Genomic DNA, 19,828 nt, shown 5'->3' on the forward strand with positions numbered 1-19,828 from the left:
TGCTTAGCTCCTATTCGTCTACGCCATATTTTTTATCTAACGTATTCATTTTGAAAACGTAAACAAAAATCAAAGCAACAAAGGTGTAAATAGCGCCTTGCTGGGAGAACCAGAAGCCGAGTTTAAACCCAAAGAAACGTATCTCGTTAAGTACGTCTACCAGTAAAATGCCGAAGCCAAATGACACGACAAACCAAATTGCTAATAATTTAAATAGCAGTGCGAGGTTTTCCGCCCAATAAGCTTTTGCTTGTTCTTCATCTTTAAAAGCCATTTTTTATCCCCTTATGCATTACAAGAAAGTAATGAGTGGTATTAGTTGTCATTAACTAAGTTAGCAAGGGTTCTGATTTATGGAATTGAGACCATAGTCGTAACAGCTAGTTTACGTTTACGTAAACTGCAAAACACCATTTGTTAATGGATGGTAAAAAACAATAGTTAACAACAACTTAACCTATAAAGATAAATTTGCGAAATAGCGAAAATAGTAAAAACGAATGATCTGCGACATTAGTCTAATAAAGATACATAAAACAGTACTATTCATTAATTTTCAATAACTTGCATTTCAATAATTATTATTACAAAAAATCTTGCCATCGAAATCGCGCATAATTCTGGTAAGGTAGTGTTATTACAATAATTACTGAATTTAAACATGACAGCTGCGCTTTTATTTGTTGCACTCGCCTATATTGGCGTGTTGTTTTGGTTGGCAAATTGGGGAGACAAAACCACTCCTCTTGCTAAAAGAATTAGTCACCACCCATTTGTTTATTCTTTTTCATTAGGGATTTACTGTACGTCTTGGACCTACTACGGTTCAGTTGGTACAGCAGCCACCAGCAGTTGGAATTACTTACCTATTTTAATCGGCCCTGCGTTGCTTTTTTTCTTTGGCCAAGGGTTTTTACGCAAATTAGTACTGGTCAGTAAAAAACAAAATATTACGACCATCGCCGACTTTATTTCAGCTCGCTATGGTAAACGGCAAACCACCGCCATTATGGTGACAATTATCGCTTTATTGGCGACGATTCCGTATATCGCTCTGCAATTAAAAGCACTGAGTAGCAGCTTCTTACTGCTGCAAAACGACGATCGTATTTCTGGCTCTGTGCTGGCCCTTTCGGCAACACTCATTATGGCGATGTTTGCGATATTCTTTGGTACTCGTAAAGTCGATGTAACCGAATATCGCTCAGGGCTAATGCTCGCTGTCGCCTTTGAATCTATGATTAAGTTATTAGCTTTGGTGGCCGTTGCTGGGCTTGCTTTATACACATTATTTAATTTAACTACGGTGCAGACCGAGCAGCTAACGGGCTCAATTTGGCAACATTGGCAGAACTTCGACTTTTTTAGCTTTAACTTTATCGGTCAGTCATTAATGGCCGCAGCGGCGATTATCTGTTTGCCAAGGCAATTCCACGTAACTGTGGTCGATAACCAAGATAAACGCCACCTTTATACAGCCCGCTGGGCATTCCCCCTGTATTTGTTACTAACTGCTGCAATGATTTTCCCTATTGCAACGGCAGCTATTCACCCAGGCATTGGCAGTGGCTTCTCACCAGATAGTTTTGTATTAGCCCTACCGCTGATGCACGAAAACGCCTTTTTAACGACCTTTGTATTTATCGGCGGTCTATCAGCGGCTACGGCGATGATTGTTGTAGCCACACTCACGCTCAGTACCATGATTTCAAACGATGTAGTGTTGCCGTTAATGCTGCGTCGTAAGTTTAAACGTAACCTCATTACTAGCAGCTATAAGTCGCAAATCCTGTTAGTGAGACGCTTCACAATTGCTGGCATTTTGATTTTGTCGTATTTCTACCAGCAATGGTTTGGCCATGGTAAAGCGCTGGCTAGTATGGGTTTAGTGGCCTTTTCTTTGGTATCGCAATTACTCCCAGCTATTGTTGGCGGCTTATACTGGCGAAAAGGCCATGCTTATGGTGTTTATGCTGGGTTATTAGCAGGCTTTATTTGCTGGGTTTTGTTCTTAATGCTGCCTATTTTAGATGCAGGCAATACATTAAACGCAGAGCTGCAACAAACACTTATTACTCGTGGCACCCTAATCGCCTTATTTGCCAATATTGGCTGTTACATAAGTTTTTCGCTCGGTGCAGATGAGCGTTTAATTGATAAAATTCAAGCAGCTGCTTTTGTTAATCCAAAAGAGCAAGCGGTATTCGCCAGACGTTTAAACAAAAACGTAAAAGCCACTGTTTACGACTTTAAAGTACTGCTACAAACCTTCTTAGGTGTGCAGCGCTCGCAGCAAGTGCTGGCTCACTTTGCGTTGTCGCATAACTTAGATGACAACAACGCGCACCCAGAACCTGAGTTTATTGCTTATTGTGAGCGCGCCTTAACCGGTGTACTTGGCGCCTCTTCAGCACAAGCGCTGATCCACACGGTTGCTTCTGGTAAACGTATGGCCTTTGAAGAAGTGGTTAACTTTTTTGATGAAACCACACAAGCCCTGCAATTTAATCAAAACTTATTATTTACCTCTCTCGAAAACCTCAGCCATGGTATTTCGGTTGTTGATAAAGAACTTAATTTAGTGGCGTGGAATAAGCGCTACGCAGAAATGTTTGCTTACCCAGATGACTTTCTCGAAGTAGGCCAACCAATTGAAGATGTGCTTAGATACAATGCCGAGCGCGGTGAATGTGGCCCCGGTGAAGTTGAACGCCATGTAGAAAAGCGCGTGCAGCATCTTAAAAACGGCACGCCCCATCACTTTATTCGTCACCGCCGTAATGGCCAAGTGTTCGAAATGATTGGTAACCCACTGCCTGATGGCGGCTTTGTGACAAGTTTCTCTGATATTACCACGCATATCGAAACGCAAAATGCGCTTGAAGAAGTAAATATGGATCTTGAAAACCGTATTGAAGCGCGTACTCAAGAAATCCGTACTATCAATAAAGATTTACAAGCACAAATCGATAGCCGAGTACAAACTGAGCAAGCACTTACTTTAGCCAAAAAAGAGGCTGAGCAAGCTAATGACAGTAAAACGCGATTTTTAGCCTTGGCTAGCCACGATATTTTACAACCGCTGAATGCGGCGCGCCTATATCTTGCAGCTATTGATGATAAAACCCTTTCGAGCAACAACTTAAATAACTTTGAAAAGCTGGGTGCAAGCTTAGATTCAACGGTGCATTTGATGTCGGCGCTGTTAGAAATTGCCAAGCTCGAACAAGGAGCAATGACCCCTACTCCGCGTCACTTTAGTATTGATGATATACTTGCTCCGCTGAAAAATGAATACGCCATTATGTCGAGCGAAAAAGGCTTAAAACTGACGGTACGTTCAAAGGGAGTTATCGTTCACAGTGATATCACTTATTTACGACGAATTATTCAAAACTTGGTGTCAAATGCGGTTAAATACACCGATAGTGGCCGAGTTTTAATTGCTTGTCGCAAACGAAAACATCATTTACGGATTGAAGTATGGGACACAGGCCCCGGCATTACAGAAGTAGAGCAAGCGAAAATCTTCAATGACTTTTACCGTATTGAAGCGGGAGATAACAAAGGGGTTGGCCTTGGCTTAGGTGTTGTAAAACGAATGGCCGACTTACTCTCTTTACGTTTAGATGTCAGTTCAACGCCTGGCAAAGGTAGCCGCTTTAGTATTGAAGTACCTTATGGTGAAAGCCAATTTATTCAACAAAAAGATACGCCTAAAAAAGGGGTTGAGAACCGCAGTGCGATGAACATTATTGCAGTGGATGATGACCCTGAAAACCTTAATGCCATGGCAAGCCTATTGCAAAAGTGGCAGGCAAATTATCAGCTCTTTGATCAAGTTGAAACCGTGATGGCCTATGCCAAAGAGCACCGAGCGCCCGATGTGATCTTAATGGATTACCAGCTGGGTCATGATTGCGATGGCATAACCCTTATTAAAACCCTAAGAGAAATTTGGCAAAGTCCAGTGCCTGCCATTTTAATCACAGCGGTGCGTGATGAAGCCCTAAAACAGCAAACCAAAGAAGAACAAATTCATTACCTTAGTAAACCCGTTAAGCCTGCAAAACTCAAAGCACTGCTTAATCACAGTACTTAACAATAGTGCTTAACCAACGTATTTAACAACACCGATTTAAGGCAAAGCAGTAGGCTTTGCCTTAAATTTTTGGAACAACCAACTAAGCGCCACTAACGACAAGCCTAAGCCGATAAACGAAATAGCCCGCAGCAACCCGGTTAAGTTTGCCATATCAATCAAGAACACTTTTAACACCACCAGCGCCAATAAGCCAAGGCCGAGCTTTTGTAATACCGTAATGGTTCTTAACTGCCCCACCACAACCACCAAGGCACCGATAACAAGCCAAACTAAAGAATAACTGTAAAGCTCGGCATCTGAGGTTGGCAAAGCAATATTTATAAACTCACCTTGCCAGTTATGGCGAATTTCCGCATTGATATATAAAACACTCATCACACCTGCAAGTGCTGTAAACAGCTTTTGTAAATAGTGCTGAGATTGAGTCAGTTGGCTTGCCCAAATTGCAATACAGGCGGGGACTAACCAAAGTAATAGTAACCAGTTAATAATCGGCCAACTGCCTATATTTATCGGCTCAAAAAACGGATTTACAGCAGTAAAGCTTTTCTGTATTAGTAAGCCACTCAGTGTTAATAACGCAAAACCTGCTACTTGATAGAGTTTTGCCAATTGCGCAGTAAAGCGTGAACGCAGTAAATAAACACAACCTAATATACCCCAGTTACAGGTTAATAAAATATGCTCATACACAGACAAGTTCTCAAAGTCTGGGTAGTGCCCCACCAACTGATAGCTCGTCTCTGTGGTAATAAATAAAGCAATACAATGAAGCGTTGCACCTTCTAGCCACACCCGAACAGATTGCTGCTGCCAGTGCCTCGCTGCAAAGTAAAATAAGCAAGCGCATACTGGGTATACAACCAAACTCCAGTGCACACCGAGCAGCAACGCACCACTGTAATCAGCTGACCAAGGTGCAAAGCTTAACCTAACTAGTAAAGCGCCAACTAAGCCCTTAAGCGGCCAAGTAGGTATGCTGAGTGACTGTTTATTGACATAAAAACTGATCAACAACACCTGCACAGCAAGCGCTAAGGTCAAGCTGCTGCCTTCAAGGAGCATGGTTAGCGCTAAGCTAATATTGGCATTACCGCCAAGCCAGTAAATAAATACCCGCATTGGATTTGTGCTATTAAGTGATAACTTAAATAACCCAGCAGACAGTGCCAGTAATACAAAGCACCAAACCGGATACGCCGTCATCAAGGCATGATCGGGAGTGATGACATATAAGCAACTAATAATCACAAAACTTGAAAGTGAAGCGGTTAGAGCAAAACCTAAGCGTTTGGGGTATTTACGACCAAACAAAAACCCATAACCCGCAAACAAAGCAATAAAAAACAGCCCTGCTCCGTAATTTTGCCGAAATACAAAAAGTTGCTCAGAGTAATCAACAGCATTGTATTGCCCTGTGAGCAAACACATTACACTCACAACAGCTAGTATCAGCCAGTGATCCCATGCACTGTTTTTTAATACCAAAAGAAGCAGTAAAGCCACTAACGACAACATACTAAGCTGCCAAGTAAGCAGTTGGTTACTGCTCATGAGTAAAAGATAAAGTGGCACGACAACAGCTATCAACAGAGGGTTGTCGGGCAGTTGCTTAAGTAGTGTTTTAAAGCGATGTGGACGGTATTCTATTTGTTTAATACTCAGCCCTAGGCGCGGAATCGCAATTAACAATACGATGCTAAATAGAGCATAAAGATTAATAAACCAATGCAGGTTTTTAGCTGCACTCATTGCAACTAGGTAATACCAGCCTAAATGACCCGTCCATAACAGATACCACAACCAATGCCGTTTTACGTAATGCGCGACTAGCGAAGCCGATACACTAACAAACGCAACATAAGTTAGCAGTGCTATAAAGTCATTGCTCCCGGTATTAACCCAAACCGGCACGCTGTAGGCGCCAATAATGCCAATGACTGCTAGCACAGGACCAAAACGTAGAGCCATCCAGCTTGCTGCTACAGAAACTAAGGTTAAAATGCTAAATGCAGGTAAAGCTTGCAGTAAGCCATAATGGCTGTAGGCCAGCAAAGTCAATGCAAAACAACTAATAAAGCCGCCACTTGCCAGCGCCGCGGGAATATAGTTGCTAAACCCATCAAAGATAATACCTTTACGATGTAAAACCTCAGCCGCAACAATTAAGCTCAAACCAAAAATAGCGCCAAGCGTGAGTCGCATGGTTTCAGATAATAACCCTGCCTCCAGTGAATAGCGGGCTAAAAAGATACCGCCAAAGGCAAGTGCAACCGCTCCTACCCAAGTTAACCAATTGGCTTTGATTTGTGTAACGAGTTGGCTTACTAGCGGATTTAAAGTCGCAGGCTTGGGTTTTGTTTGCTCGGGCTTTTTAGGGATAGCCTCAATCGGCTTACTAATGATTACAGGCTCTGGTTCAAATTTTGCTGTGTCAGTCAGATCTTCGTTTGAATTATCAAACTGGTTTGCAGTATTTGTTTGTGGATGTTGGGTATATGTCGCGTTAAGTTTGACTCGAAGAGCAGCTACCTCTCGCTTTAAACTAGAGAGTTGAAAAAAGGCAAAAATACCCGCAATTGAGCCACCTACAACAACTAGTGCTAGTAATATTAGTAACGCAATACCGCCGTCCATATCCTCTCCTTGTGTACGCTTTAAACAAAAAAGCAAAAAGCCTTAATTGTTTATACAATAAACACTTAGCAAGAGTAAATAAACAACGATATTGCGTTTTAGCCGGTTAAGACTGTTCAGTCACCGTACGCTCTAAGGTCATTTTAAAACCTGAGTCTGTGGTTTCATCGTGTTCAATCACCAAGATATAGTTACCTTCTTCAGTAAAATCCATATCGCTTTGTTGTAATAACACAATCTGTTGACCGTTATCTTCAAACACCACATAAGTTGTATAAACTTCGTTATCAACCACCTGCTCTTGTTGGTCGTATTGATCTAACCCTTCTACAACATTGCTAGTATCTTCAACCGTTTCACCATTGAGGGTGAAGTACACATCAACTTCGTCAATCTCTTGCCCTGCATAACTATCAATTAAGTTAACCACAGTAACTGCGTGGCTGTAGCTGCTTGGAGTTAGGTTTTCTTCAATGGTCATCATACGAGGCCCGTAATCTTTGTCATTGTAGAAAAGCCAACATTGAATTCATCTTCATCGCTTGACGTCGGCACACTGAGCTCAGTAAAAATTGGTTCAGCAAAATCACCATTCATTACTAGCAACTGAGTTTGATCATTTTTAATTTTGATGGTTTCTTCATCGATGGTGATATAGCTATCATTGGCATCAACATATTCAAAACTGAGTTCATACTCCCCCGAACTGTAGTTATGACGAGTTGATACATCACCAAAATCTGCGCCCGAACGTTCAGTGTCATCAACAAATAAACGTGTGTATGGGCTGTTGTAAGAGCCATTGTACAGTTGCACATAGCCACTGTTGCTACTGCTGCTGTCATCGCTTGAACAGGCAGCCAGTACCGAAAGCAAACTTGAGGCAACAATTGTTTTAAGCAGAGTGCTTTTCATGGAATTTTTTCCTTATTGTTTGTAATACCCCATTCTGACTCGAATAGTGCGAAAAAATTCTATGTTTTACAAACTATTACCTTCAATTACAGTTACTTACGATAAGGTTAAAAAGTGTAGAAAATGATGTAGAAAAGCACTTAGTTAATCATAATTATGGACAGAAAATCACATTTATAGTGAAAGCAGCTTACTTTTACACGAAAAGTAAATAATGATTACATTTTAGGCGCTTATGCAATCAAATCAGATAAATTATTAGATAGTTAAATTTGCGCTATGCAGCACAAAAAAATTAGCAAATAATGGTGTTCACACAAACGGGATTAGAATGAGGACTATGAACACGATTTTAACCACACAATGCGATGATGATGTTGGTCTAATTGCCAAGATCACCGGCCTTTGTCATCAGCATAATTTAAACATTACACGTAATAACGAATTTGTAGATAAAGACGCTAAACGCTTTTTTATGCGTACAGAGTTAAGCGGCGTTATTTCAGATGACTTTTTACCTAGCCTTGCTGAGCTACTTCCTGATGGCGCAGAGCTTGCCCTGCACAGCAGCGAAAAAACGAAAGTGGTATTGCTTGCAACTAAAGAAGCGCACTGTTTAGGTGGGGTATTACTAAAGCAATTCGAAAAAGCCTTAAACATCGAAGTACTGGCAGTGATTGCCAACTACGCCGACTTAGCGCCACTGGCTGCAGGCTTTGGTGTACCATTTCATGTGGTATCGCACGAAGGTTTAAGCCGTGCAGAGCATGATCAACAAGTCGGTGATTTAATAGCCAGCTATCAGCCTGATATCATCGGCCTTGCTAAATATATGCGTATTTTAAGCCCTGAATTTGTGGCGCGCTTTGAAGGTAAGATTATTAATATTCACCATTCATTTTTGCCTGCCTTTATTGGTGCGAAGCCTTACCATCAGGCATTTGAGCGCGGTGTAAAAATTATTGGTGCGACCGCTCACTTTGTTAATAATGAGCTCGATGAAGGGCCAATTATTTTACAAGATGTGACGCATGTCAGTCATGCTGATACCGCAGAGATGATGGCAAAAATGGGTAAAGATGTAGAGAAAACAGTGTTCTGCAAAGCGTTGCAACTCGCATCTGAACATAAACTGTTTATCAATGGAAATCGAACCGTGGTGTTCGCTTAGGCAATAAAATGAAGAGGCTGAGTGGCCTCTTTATTGTTTTTATTATCGTTTGTTATGCCGACTCAATAGGCTCTAATTGTAACTTAGAGGCAATTAATACCGCTTGAGTACGGTTATACACACCTAGCTTTCTAAAAATTGCTGTAATGTGTGCTTTGACTGTTGCTTCAGAAATATGTAACTCGTAAGCAATCTGTTTGTTTAGCAAGCCTTCGTGCAAGTATTGCAACACCTTGTATTGCTGCGGCGTCAGTGAAGCCACTTGCGCTGCAATTTCCTTGTCTTCGCCATCTACGGCAGCCACTTTATCTTTGAGTTCAAGTGGAAGCCAAACATCGCCTTCAAGAATGTGGTTAATTGCCAGCGCAATATCATCTGATGAAGATGATTTAGGAATAAATCCCATCGCACCATAACCCATTACTTTAGAAACTACATTGATGTCTTCGCTGCCAGAAACAACAGCTATTGGTAAGCTTGGATAGTCTTCGCGAATGCGAATAAGGCCGTATAAATCGCCATTGCCTGGCATGTGAAGGTCTAGTAGTAAGATATCAAGATCTTCTTGTTCGCTCAGCACCTGCAAGGTGGTATCAAAGTTTTCCGATTCAAACACTTCTAAATCAGCGAACTTAGCACTCAATGCCCCTTTCAGCGCTTCACGAAATAACGGATGATCGTCCGCTATTAAAAACTGACTCATGGTTCACTCCTAATAAATTCGGCTGACACCTATTTCTAAGTGACAGCCGATATACTACGTTTAGAATCAACTTCTAATCAAGTTTTTAACGCGATTTTAACGATTTAATCGGTTTTCGATTAGCTCATCAACAACGCTCGGATCGGCTAGTGTAGAAGTATCTCCAAGCTGTTGGTGCTCATTTGCCGCAATTTTACGTAAAATTCGACGCATGATCTTACCAGAACGAGTTTTCGGTAAACCTGGAGACCATTGGATCATATCTGGTGAAGCAATTGGGCTTAATTCTTTACGAACCCAGTTACGTACCTCTTTTGTTAGTTCATCGCTTACTACAATCCCCTCATTTGGAGTGATGTAAACATAGATGCCCTGACCTTTAATATCATGTGGGTAACCTACGACTGCAGCTTCTGCTACTGCTTCGTGAGCAACCAATGCACTTTCGATTTCTGCAGTACCTAGGCGGTGACCTGATACGTTAAGTACGTCATCTACACGGCCTGTGATCCAGTAGTAGCCATCTTCATCACGACGACAACCATCACCTGTGAAGTACACGCCTGGGTATGCTGAGAAATAGGTTTGTTCAAAGCGTTCATGGTCGCCATAAACTGTTCGTGCTTGTGATGGCCAGCTATCTAAAATAACAAGGTTACCGTCAACCGCACCTTCTAGTGTATTACCCTCAGCATCAAATAGTGCTGGTGCAATACCAAAGAATGGACGTGTTGCTGAGCCTGGCTTCATATCTGTCGCACCTGGTAATGGTGTGATCATGATGCCGCCAGTCTCTGTTTGCCACCAAGTATCTACGATTGGGCAGTTTTCGTTACCAATATGTTCGTAATACCATGCCCACGCTTCTGGGTTAATTGGCTCACCTACAGAACCCATAACACGAAGACTTTTACGAGTTGAAGTCGCTGTTGGCTCATCGCCTTTCGCCATTAGAGCACGAATAGCAGTTGGTGCTGTGTAAAGAATAGTCACGTTGTGCTTATCAATTACTTCACCCATACGGCCCGCTGTTGGGTAAGTTGGTACACCTTCAAATACGACTTGCGTGCAGCCATTCACTAATGGGCCATAAGCAATGTAGCTGTGACCAGTGATCCAGCCCACATCGGCACTACACCAGAAAATATCGTCTTCTTTAAGATCAAACACATATTCATGTGTCATTGATGCATAAACAAGGTAACCACCGGTAGTATGAACCACACCTTTTGGTTGACCCGTTGAACCTGAAGTATAAAGAATGAAAAGCGGATCTTCTGCATTCATTGGCTCTGGTTCGCACTCGGCTGGTAAGTCAGCGACAAGCTCATGCCACCAAACATCATGACTATTCCACTCAACTTCACCACCCGTTAGCTGATGAACAATAACGTGCTCAACTGTGGTTACTGAGTCTTGTGATACCGCTTCATCAACATTTGCTTTAAGTGGTACGCAGTTGCCAGCACGGCGACCTTCGTCTGAAGTAATTACCACTTTAGCGCCTGAGTCATTAATTCGGTCAGCAATCGCTGATGGAGAGAAACCACCAAATACTACAGAGTGAATAGCACCAATACGCGCACACGCTTGCATAGCGTAAATAGCCTGCGGTGTCATTGGCATATAAATAGCAACACGGTCACCTTTTGATACACCTAATTTTTTAAGGCCGTTGGCTAGCTTAGCTACTTCGTCGTGAAGCTGTTGGTAGCTAATATTTTCGTTGTGTTCAGGGTTATCGCCTTCCCAAATAAGAGCTGTTTTATCGGCTTTAGTGGCAAGGTGGCGATCAATACAGTTGTAAGATGCGTTAAGTTGGCCGTCTTCATACCAGCGAATGCTGATGTGGCCTTTGTCGAATGAGGTGTTCTTTACTTTGTTATAAGGAGTTGACCAATCAAGGCGTTTACCGTGCTCTCGCCAAAATCCTTCAGGGTCATCAATAGATTGCTTGTACAGTGTATTATATTTATCGTTATCAACTAGTGCTGCATTCTTGATATGCGCTGGTACTGGATAGATACTTTCTGACATTGTTGTCGTCTCCATTTTAATTACTTGCCTACGGCCTGCTTCAAGGATCACTCAGCAAAGCCCCTGAAAGTATTAGACCTTAGTTGTATATCTTGTCATTTAACAAAAAACTTTAAAATTGCCTTCTATAATCTAGTCCAATGTTAGGTTGGATGCGATTTAACTACCCATTCCACCTTAGTCTAATAGACCAATAGATAATTGAGAGAAGTCATTTCTTAAACAACAGTGATACAACAACATTAATGCAATCAACAAGTAGCTTCGACAGGAATACACATTATGACAACAACAAAAGTAACCGCATTAAAAACGCTCACAGCTTCAGCTGTTTTATGTGCACTTGCAGGTACCGCTAACGCCGCAACCATTGGTAACACAGACGTCTCTTATGGTGGCTATGTAAAACTTGATGCTATGTGGAGTGATTACTCTGCAGGCGTACCAGCTGGCGGCAGCATTGGCCGTGACTTCTATGTACCAGGTACAACACCGGTAGGCGCAGACAGCGACAGCGATGCAGTATTTGATATGCATGCACGCCAATCTCGCTTTAACCTAGGTACAGCAACAAAATTAGACGATGGTAAAACCATCAAAACTAAAATTGAAATAGACTTTATTGCTTCAGCGCCAGGCGGTAACGAACGTGTTAGTAACTCTTACGCGCCTCGTATTCGTCAAGCATTTGTGACTTATGATGGTTGGTTATTTGGTCAAGCTTGGTCAAACTTTCAAAACGTAGGTGCATTACCAGAAACACTCGACTTCGTTGGTCCTGCAGAAGGTACTGTGTTCGTACGTCAAGCACAGGCACGTTACACTACAGGTAACTGGTCATTCTCTATCGAAAACCCAGAGAGCACTGTCACAGTTGGCGGCGCACGTGTAGCTACTGATGATGCATCGATGCCTGACTTTACAGCACGTTACGCACATAAAGCTGACTGGGGTGAATTAGTATTTACCGGTCTTGCTCGCCAGTTAACTTATAAACAAAATGGCATTGATGCAGATACATCATCGTTCGGTATCAGCGCCTCAGGTAAAGTAAATTTTGGCCAAAACAACCTTAAATTTATGCTAACTCAAGGCTCAGGTTTAGGCCGCTACATTGGTTTAAACGTAGCAAATGGTGCTGTGCTTGATGGTGATGATTTAGATGCAATTGATTCAACATCAGGTTTCATTGCCTATCAACAACACTGGAACAGCCAATGGCGCTCAACTTTCCTTTATTCATTCTTCTCGGCAGATAACAACACAGATTTACTTGCTGTGACTGGCGACCCTACAGAAATGAGCCAAAGCTATAGTGCTAACCTTTTATATTCGCCTGTTAAAAAGCTTACATTTGGTGTTGAGTTTAAACATGCTGAGCGTGAACTAGAAAGCGGTGCTGACGGCGATATGGACCGTCTGCAGTTCTCTGCAAAATACGTATTTTAAGATTTAAACTTATTTTACTTCCTGAAGCGGCTTCGGCCGCTTTTTTTATATCTCCTTTTTATATTTCTGTGCCCTTTAAACTTTTTGCAAACAATTACTCACCAAAACAGAAAGACCTAATTGCAAATTATTTTCATTTAGATTAAATTACGCATTAATTTCACTATTCATTGAACTAATTGGAACTTTGCATGTCATCAACAAAATTTTTGCGCTTATCTCAATTAAGCCTTGTGACCTCAGCACTTTTAAGTGGCCACGCTTTTGCAGAACAACAAAAAGAAGAACAAGCAATTGAAAAAATTGCCGTGTATGGCCAGCATCATAAAAACTACATCACTGAAGAAGCACAGTCAGCAACCAAATTAGGGCTAACAATTAAAGAAACACCACAGTCAATCTCTGTTGTATCACGTGCGCTAATGGATGACTTCTCACTCGATAATTTAAACGCTGTACTTGAAAGCACTCCGGGTGTGACTGTTGAGCAAATCGAAACTGACCGTACTTATTTTAAAGCTCGTGGTTTTGAGATCACCAACTTCCAAGTTAATGGCATGGGTATGCCGCAAGACAACGGTTCAATCCAAGGTACTCTTGATACTTCTATTTTCGATAGTGTTGAAATTGTACGTGGTGCCAATGGTTTAATGACAGGTGCTGGTAACCCATCTGCAACCGTCAACATGGTTCTAAAGCGCCCTACTTATCAAACGCAAGTAAATGCGTCTGTATCGTATGGTTCTTGGGACAACAAGCGTTTAGAGCTTGACGCTTCAACTGCTATCAACGAAAACCACGCTGTACGTGCTGTATTCACCAAGCACAAAACCGAGTCATACCTTGACCGTTACGAGCAAGATAAAACAATTTATTACCTAGCCTACGAAGGTCAGCTAACTGACAGCACAGTAGTAACTGCAAACTATGTAAATCAAAAGAAAGATGCTGACAGCCCACTTTGGGGTGCCTTACCGCTTTATTACAGCGATGGTTCAGCAACAAACTTTGACGCTTCAACTAGCACAGCGTCTGATTGGTCATACTGGAATAACACAACTGAGCAGCTGTTCTTATCAATTGAGCAAGCAATCACCAATACTTGGTTCTTAAAAGCAAGCTACGCGCACTTAGAAAATGAGCAAGATTCTGAGCTTTTCTATGTTTACGGCACACCAGATAGAGAAACAGGTCTTGGCCTAACTGGTTATGCCAGTGAATATGATCACAAAGATAAGCACGACATTTTAGATATCTACGCAACGGGTAAATTTGATTTATTTGGTATGGAACATGATCTATCGTTTGGTGTAAACCAAGCAGATATGGATAACAAAGATAAATCATTGTATGACTACACCACAGGCAATGGTTTCCCTGCAATGCCAGAGCTAGGTGGTTGGGACGGTGTAGCGCCAGTACCAACACTTACTGATGGTTTAACAGGAGCTGATATCACTAGCCGTCAACGCTCTGCATATATTTCGACACGCATTCGTGCAACTGACGCATTCAGCATTTTAGCAGGTGTGAGCCAAGTAAATTGGGAAACTGAAGGTGCCTCTTACGGCGTTGCAAAAGACAAAGATAGCGACCAAACAGTGCCATACTTCGGTGCTGTATATGATATCAACGAAAACTTCTCAACTTACGCAAGCTACACAGAAACCTTCGTACCGCAAACAGAGCGTGACATCAATGGTGATTACTTAGATCCAATCACAGGTAAAAGCAGCGAAGTTGGTGTGAAAGCACAGCTACTTGATGACGACTTATTTGTAACAGTTGCTTACTTTGACGCTAAACAAGTTGGCCTTGCTGTTGCTATCCCTGATTCATTACCTGATGACACTCGCTACTATGGCGCAGATGGTATTAACAGCGATGGTATTGAAGTAGAACTTAGTGGTCAAATCAACGAAACACTAAGTGCAAGCTTCAGCTACAGCAACCTAAACATTGATGGTGATGAGTTAGTAAAAGACTACACACCTGAAAACCAGTTCAAACTTGCTGTAACTCATAAAGTGCCTGAGATTGATGGTTTAACCTTTGGCCTAAACTATCGTTGGCAAGACGATACAAAGCGCGTACAAGTGCGTGATGCGGCTACGAATACTGCACTTATCACCACAACGCAAGATGCGTACGGCCTATTAAACCTAATGGCAACGTACGATATTAACGACAATATGAGCGTTAACTTGAACGTTAATAACGTGACCAACGAAAAGTACATCCACAGTCTTTTCTGGGCTCAAGGTTATTACGGCGCACCGCGTAACTACTCAGTGTCTTTCAACTGGCAGCTGTAAGCTTTGAGCTAGAAGCTGAAAGTTTTAAGCTTTAAGTACATGAAAAGCCGCATCATATGCGGCTTTTTCATGAAAGAGTTGCAAGAGTAAAGTTTACCTTTTCTAACTTTACTCTTTCTAACTTTACTTTCGCTAACTTTACCATTGCTAACTTTCACCCATAAAAAAACCGCTAACTATGTAGCGGTCTTTTTTGTGTTAAGTGCGGGTCAAATCACGCTTAACTGTACTCTTTTTCGGTGTTTATAGCTCGTCTTCAGCTAATAGGCCTGCATCTTCACCATCTTCTGGTTGTTCTGTTGCCTGAAGTAATAGCATCTCACGTAACTTACCTTCGATCTCATCTGCGATCTCTGGGTTGTCTTTTAAGAACTTAATTGAGTTTGCTTTACCTTGACCAACTTTGCTGCCATTGTAGCTGTACCAAGCACCTGATTTTTCAACAATCTTATGCTTAACACCTAGGTCAATTAACTCGCCTTGTTTAGAAATACCTTCACCATACATGATGATGAACTCAGCTTGTTTAAACGGCGGAGCAACCTTGTTCTTAACAACTTTAACGCGGGTTTCGTTACCTACAACCTCGTCGCCTTCTTTCACAGAACCAATACGACGAATATCGATACGTACTGAAGAGTAGAATTTAAGTGCGTTACCACCTGTTGTTGTTTCAGGGTTACCAAACATAACACCAATTTTCATACGGATTTGGTTGATGAAAATACATAGTGTGTTTGAACGCTTGATGTTACCTGTAAGCTTACGTAAAGCTTGTGACATTAAACGAGCTTGTAGACCCATGTGTGAGTCACCCATGTCACCTTCGATTTCAGCTTTAGGTGTTAAAGCTGCTACCGAGTCAACAATCACAACATCAACGGCACTTGAACGAACTAACATGTCACAGATTTCTAATGCTTGCTCACCAGTATCTGGTTGAGAAACAAGTAAGTCATCAATGTTTACACCCAATTTTTGTGCGTATACAGGATCTAGAGCGTGCTCAGCATCTACGAATGCACACGTTTTACCTTGCTTTTGAGCTTCAGCGATAACTTGTAAAGTAAGCGTTGTTTTACCTGATGATTCAGGACCATACACTTCAACAATACGACCCGTAGGTAAACCACCAATACCTAGTGCGATATCGATACCTAGTGAACCTGTTGAGATTGCTTCAATATCTAGGGCTTTATTGTCGCCCAGTTTCATAATTGAGCCTTTACCAAATTGACGCTCAATTTGTGATAAAGCAGCGTCTAAGGCTTTTTGTTTGTTATCGTTCATTCTGTTCTCCAAATCCGGCTAATGCAGACAGTATACTGTATGAAATCACAGTATCAAGCTAATTTTCAGATTTTATCAATTCAATTATATTTTTTAATGAGTAAACAATAGCTTGCAGTCTAACTTCAGCTCGATCGCCAGAGAAAACTTGCTGACTTGGGTAGTTTTGACCAGCAAAATGAATGCAAAACCATACTAATCCCACAGGTTTATCCAGTGTTCCACCACCGGGGCCTGCTATCCCCGAAATAGCTATTGCGATATCTGCGTTTGCAGCTTTTGCCGCCCCCGATGCCATTTCAACAACGGTTTGCTCACTCACCGCACCAAAGCTGTTTAAGGTTTGCTCGCTAACGCCAATGAGCTCATGTTTTGCTTGGTTACTATAAGTAACAAACGCTCGGTCAATATAATTAGAACTGCCTGGGGTATCGGTTAGTGCATAACTCACTCCACCACCAGTGCATGATTCTGCGGTAGTGATCCATAAGCGTTTATCCGTTAAAATAGCTCCTAATTTCGCAGCAAGTGTTTTAATCTCTTGATGTAATTCCATATTCAGCCTTTGGGTAAATACATGTCGTTTGATCTTTATGCACCGCACACTATAAAACAACAAACCCCTATGATGCAGCAGTATCTAAAAATAAAAGCCGAGCATCGGGATATTTTATTGTTTTATCGTATGGGCGACTTTTACGAACTTTTCTTTGATGATGCCAAGCGTGCAGCGCAACTTCTTGATATTTCTCAAACCCATCGAGGTAAAGCCGGTGGCGACCCCATTCCAATGGCGGGCGTACCCTATCACGCAGTCGAAAACTATTTAGCTCGCCTTGTACAAATGGGTGAGTCAGTAGCTATTTGTGAACAAGTTGGTGACCCAGCGACTAGCAAAGGCCCTGTTGAGCGTAAAGTTGTACGTATTGTTACACCGGGCACAATTTCTGACGAAGCATTATTACAAGAACGCCAAGACAACCTGCTAACCAGTGTATGGCAAAACAAACAAGGCCTATATGGTATTGCTTATTTAGATATTAACTCTGGCCGGTTCAATGTGTTAGAAGTTAATACCGACGAAGCATTTAGCTCAACATTACAGCGTTTAGCCCCTGCTGAGCTACTTTACAGTGAAACATTTGCAAATGTGCACTTAATTGAACATATCAAAGGCGCGCGTCGTCGCCCGGAATGGGAATTTGATCTAGATACTGCGCAGCATTTACTTTGCGACCAATTTGGCACCAAAGATTTAGTTGGTTTTGGAGTAGACAAAGCACACGCAGCTTTAGTCGCTGCAGGCTGCTTAATGCAATACGTAAAAGACACTCAGCGTATTGCCCTGCCGCATATCCGTGCAATCACCCTTGAACAAAACGAACACGCGGTGATCTTAGATGCAGCAACTCGTAAAAACCTTGAACTAACGGTTAATTTATCGGGTGGTTACGAAAACACGCTTGCGCAAGTACTTGATAAAACAGCCACAGCTATGGGTTCACGCTTATTAAAGCGTCGTATTCATACCCCTGTGCGCAGCAAAACAGAGCTCAACTCTCGACTAAACGCAATTAGCGCAATTATCGATGCGCAATTATGTGGTGAGCTACAAGAGTCATTAAAGCAAATTGGCGACATTGAGCGTGTTATCGCCCGTTTAGCGCTTTGCACAGCACGCCCGCGTGATTTAACGCGCCTGCGTAGCGCACTGCAAGCTCTCGCGCCACTTCACGAACTATTACTGGATGCTAACGATCCGCGTATTAGTCAAATTATTGCTAAGTCGCAACAGTTACCTGAACTACAAGACTTACTAGAGCGTGCTGTAATCGAAACCCCACCGGTGCTTATTCGTGATGGGGGTGTTATTGCACCAGGTTACAACAGCGAGCTTGATGAATGGCGTGCCCTAAGCCAAGGTGCAACCGATATTCTCGAAAAGCTTGAAGAACGTGAGCGTGAACGCACAGGCATTAGCACCTTAAAAATTGGCTATAACAAGGTGCATGGCTTTTTTATTGAGGTAAGCCGCGCGAACTCGCACTTGGTTCCTGCGGATTATATTCGCCGCCAAACGCTAAAAAATAATGAGCGCTATATTATCCCTGAGCTTAAAGAGCACGAAGATAAAGTACTTGGTAGCCAGTCAAAAGCGCTAGCGCTTGAAAAACAGCTTTACGAGCAACTCTTTGAGTTTATTGCTCCGCACATTGAGCAGCTACAAACAATGGCAGCTGTCCTAGCAGATTTAGATGTACTGAACAATTTAGCCGAACGTGCGCAAGCGCTTAATTATGCTAAGCCAACTCTGTGCGATAACGATAATATCAGTATTAAGCAAGGTCGCCACCCGGTAGTAGAGCAGGTAATGAAAGACCCGTTTATAGCTAACCCTGTGGAGCTTAATAACGACCGTAAAATGCTGATTATCACAGGTCCAAATATGGGTGGTAAATCGACCTATATGCGCCAAACTGCACTTATTGTTCTAATGGCTCACATTGGTTGTTACGTTCCTGCTGATAGCGCAGAAATTGGTAATATTGACCGTATTTTTACGCGTATTGGCGCAAGTGATGACCTAGCATCAGGACGCTCAACCTTCATGGTTGAAATGACCGAAACAGCAACTATTTTAAATAACGCCACAGCACAATCACTGGTACTGATGGATGAAATTGGTCGCGGTACTTCGACTTATGATGGCTTATCGCTTGCCTATGCAACGGCTGATTATTTAGCATCAAAAATTGCCGCTAAAACCTTATTTGCAACTCACTATTTTGAGTTAACCGAACTGGCCGAACAAAAAACGGGATTGGTTAATGTGCACCTAGATGCCATTGAACACAACGACACCATTGCCTTTATGCATACCGTGCTTGAAGGCGCAGCAAGCAAGAGCTTTGGCTTACAAGTTGCTGCCTTAGCGGGTGTACCAAAAGCGGTGATCCAACAAGCAAAACAAAAGCTTAAAATGCTTGAGAACCATCAACCTGTTACTACCCCTATTCAGCAACAACAGCAAACATTAAGTTTTGATGATGAGCCTTCTGAGCTTGAATTAACCTTAAAACAGCTTGATCCAGATAGCTTAACGCCAAGACAAGCACACCAACTACTGTATCAATTAAAAGATTTACTGTAGTGCAATAAAAGAGGCATAAAAAAAGCTGACGTAAACGTCAGCTTTTTTGTGTGTT

The 19,828-nt window shown here is 42.1% G+C and carries 13 protein-coding genes; 5 read left to right on the forward strand and 8 right to left on the reverse strand.

Translation table 11 applies throughout. From position 1 onward, the window contains the following. Nucleotides 1-10: 10 nt before the first annotated feature. The gene (locus ABMY41_RS03330; protein ID WP_054551160.1) at nt 11-274 is read right to left on the reverse strand and encodes a DUF4212 domain-containing protein; all 264 of its coding nucleotides are present in this window, start codon (nt 272-274) and stop codon (nt 11-13) included. Nucleotides 275-661: 387 nt separating this feature from the next. Here ABMY41_RS03330 and ABMY41_RS03335 point away from each other — a divergent pair, with 387 nt between their 5' ends. Next, nucleotides 662-4,102 carry a PAS-domain containing protein gene (locus ABMY41_RS03335; protein ID WP_175078415.1) on the forward strand — a complete coding sequence of 1,147 codons (3,441 nt, stop codon included), beginning with the start codon at nt 662-664 and terminating at the stop codon, nt 4,100-4,102. A 36-nt stretch (nt 4,103-4,138) separates the two neighbouring features. On the opposite strand, the gene ABMY41_RS03340 is transcribed toward ABMY41_RS03335, so the two are convergent. From ABMY41_RS03340 to ABMY41_RS03350, 3 genes are all read right to left on the reverse strand, one after another. Next, nucleotides 4,139-6,742: a DUF2339 domain-containing protein gene (locus tag ABMY41_RS03340; protein ID WP_349274135.1), complete on the reverse strand. Its 2,604-nt coding sequence runs from the start codon at nt 6,740-6,742 to the stop codon at nt 4,139-4,141. Between the two features lie 106 nt (nt 6,743-6,848). Further along, on the reverse strand, nt 6,849-7,226 hold the full coding sequence (locus tag ABMY41_RS03345; protein ID WP_289097818.1) for a hypothetical protein: 378 nt from the start codon (nt 7,224-7,226) through the stop codon (nt 6,849-6,851). After that, a complete protein-coding gene (locus ABMY41_RS03350; protein ID WP_289097822.1) occupies nt 7,223-7,657 on the reverse strand; it encodes a hypothetical protein in 435 nt (144 codons plus the stop codon). The genes ABMY41_RS03345 and ABMY41_RS03350 overlap by 4 nt, the downstream gene beginning before the upstream one ends. Before the next feature lie 340 nt (nt 7,658-7,997). Here ABMY41_RS03350 and purU point away from each other — a divergent pair, with 340 nt between their 5' ends. Further along, nucleotides 7,998-8,828: a formyltetrahydrofolate deformylase gene (gene purU, locus ABMY41_RS03355; RefSeq protein WP_055021009.1), complete on the forward strand. Its 831-nt coding sequence runs from the start codon at nt 7,998-8,000 to the stop codon at nt 8,826-8,828. A gap of 52 nt (nt 8,829-8,880) precedes the next feature. Here the strand turns inward: purU and ABMY41_RS03360 are convergent, their stop codons facing one another. Continuing rightward, nucleotides 8,881-9,531 (reverse strand): response regulator transcription factor, encoded by a 651-nt coding sequence (locus ABMY41_RS03360; RefSeq protein WP_054551155.1) that lies wholly within the window; start codon nt 9,529-9,531, stop codon nt 8,881-8,883. A 96-nt stretch (nt 9,532-9,627) separates the two neighbouring features. Further along, nucleotides 9,628-11,568 (reverse strand): acetate--CoA ligase, encoded by a 1,941-nt coding sequence (acs, locus tag ABMY41_RS03365; protein ID WP_175078418.1) that lies wholly within the window; start codon nt 11,566-11,568, stop codon nt 9,628-9,630. Nucleotides 11,569-11,850: 282 nt separating this feature from the next. Between acs and ABMY41_RS03370 the strand changes: the two genes are divergently transcribed. Next, nucleotides 11,851-13,017 (forward strand): DcaP family trimeric outer membrane transporter, encoded by a 1,167-nt coding sequence (locus ABMY41_RS03370; RefSeq protein ID WP_130050708.1) that lies wholly within the window; start codon nt 11,851-11,853, stop codon nt 13,015-13,017. Nucleotides 13,018-13,208: 191 nt separating this feature from the next. Beyond that, nucleotides 13,209-15,332 (forward strand): TonB-dependent siderophore receptor, encoded by a 2,124-nt coding sequence (locus tag ABMY41_RS03375; protein ID WP_175078419.1) that lies wholly within the window; start codon nt 13,209-13,211, stop codon nt 15,330-15,332. A gap of 243 nt (nt 15,333-15,575) precedes the next feature. On the opposite strand, the gene recA is transcribed toward ABMY41_RS03375, so the two are convergent. Together recA and ABMY41_RS03385 are read right to left on the reverse strand one after the other, a co-directional pair. Next, complete coding sequence (gene recA / locus ABMY41_RS03380; protein ID WP_054560894.1) at nt 15,576-16,622, reverse strand: recombinase RecA; 1,047 nt, start codon at nt 16,620-16,622, stop codon at nt 15,576-15,578. A gap of 58 nt (nt 16,623-16,680) precedes the next feature. Next, a complete protein-coding gene (locus tag ABMY41_RS03385) occupies nt 16,681-17,178 on the reverse strand; it encodes a nicotinamide-nucleotide amidohydrolase family protein (protein WP_054560895.1) in 498 nt (165 codons plus the stop codon). Nucleotides 17,179-17,199: 21 nt separating this feature from the next. Between ABMY41_RS03385 and mutS the strand changes: the two genes are divergently transcribed. Continuing rightward, nucleotides 17,200-19,773 carry a DNA mismatch repair protein MutS gene (gene mutS, locus ABMY41_RS03390; protein ID WP_349274137.1) on the forward strand — a complete coding sequence of 858 codons (2,574 nt, stop codon included), beginning with the start codon at nt 17,200-17,202 and terminating at the stop codon, nt 19,771-19,773. Nucleotides 19,774-19,828 lie beyond the last annotated feature (55 nt).

Source organism: Pseudoalteromonas sp. BZA4, assembly GCF_040104395.1.
GTDB lineage: Bacteria > Pseudomonadota > Gammaproteobacteria > Enterobacterales > Alteromonadaceae > Pseudoalteromonas.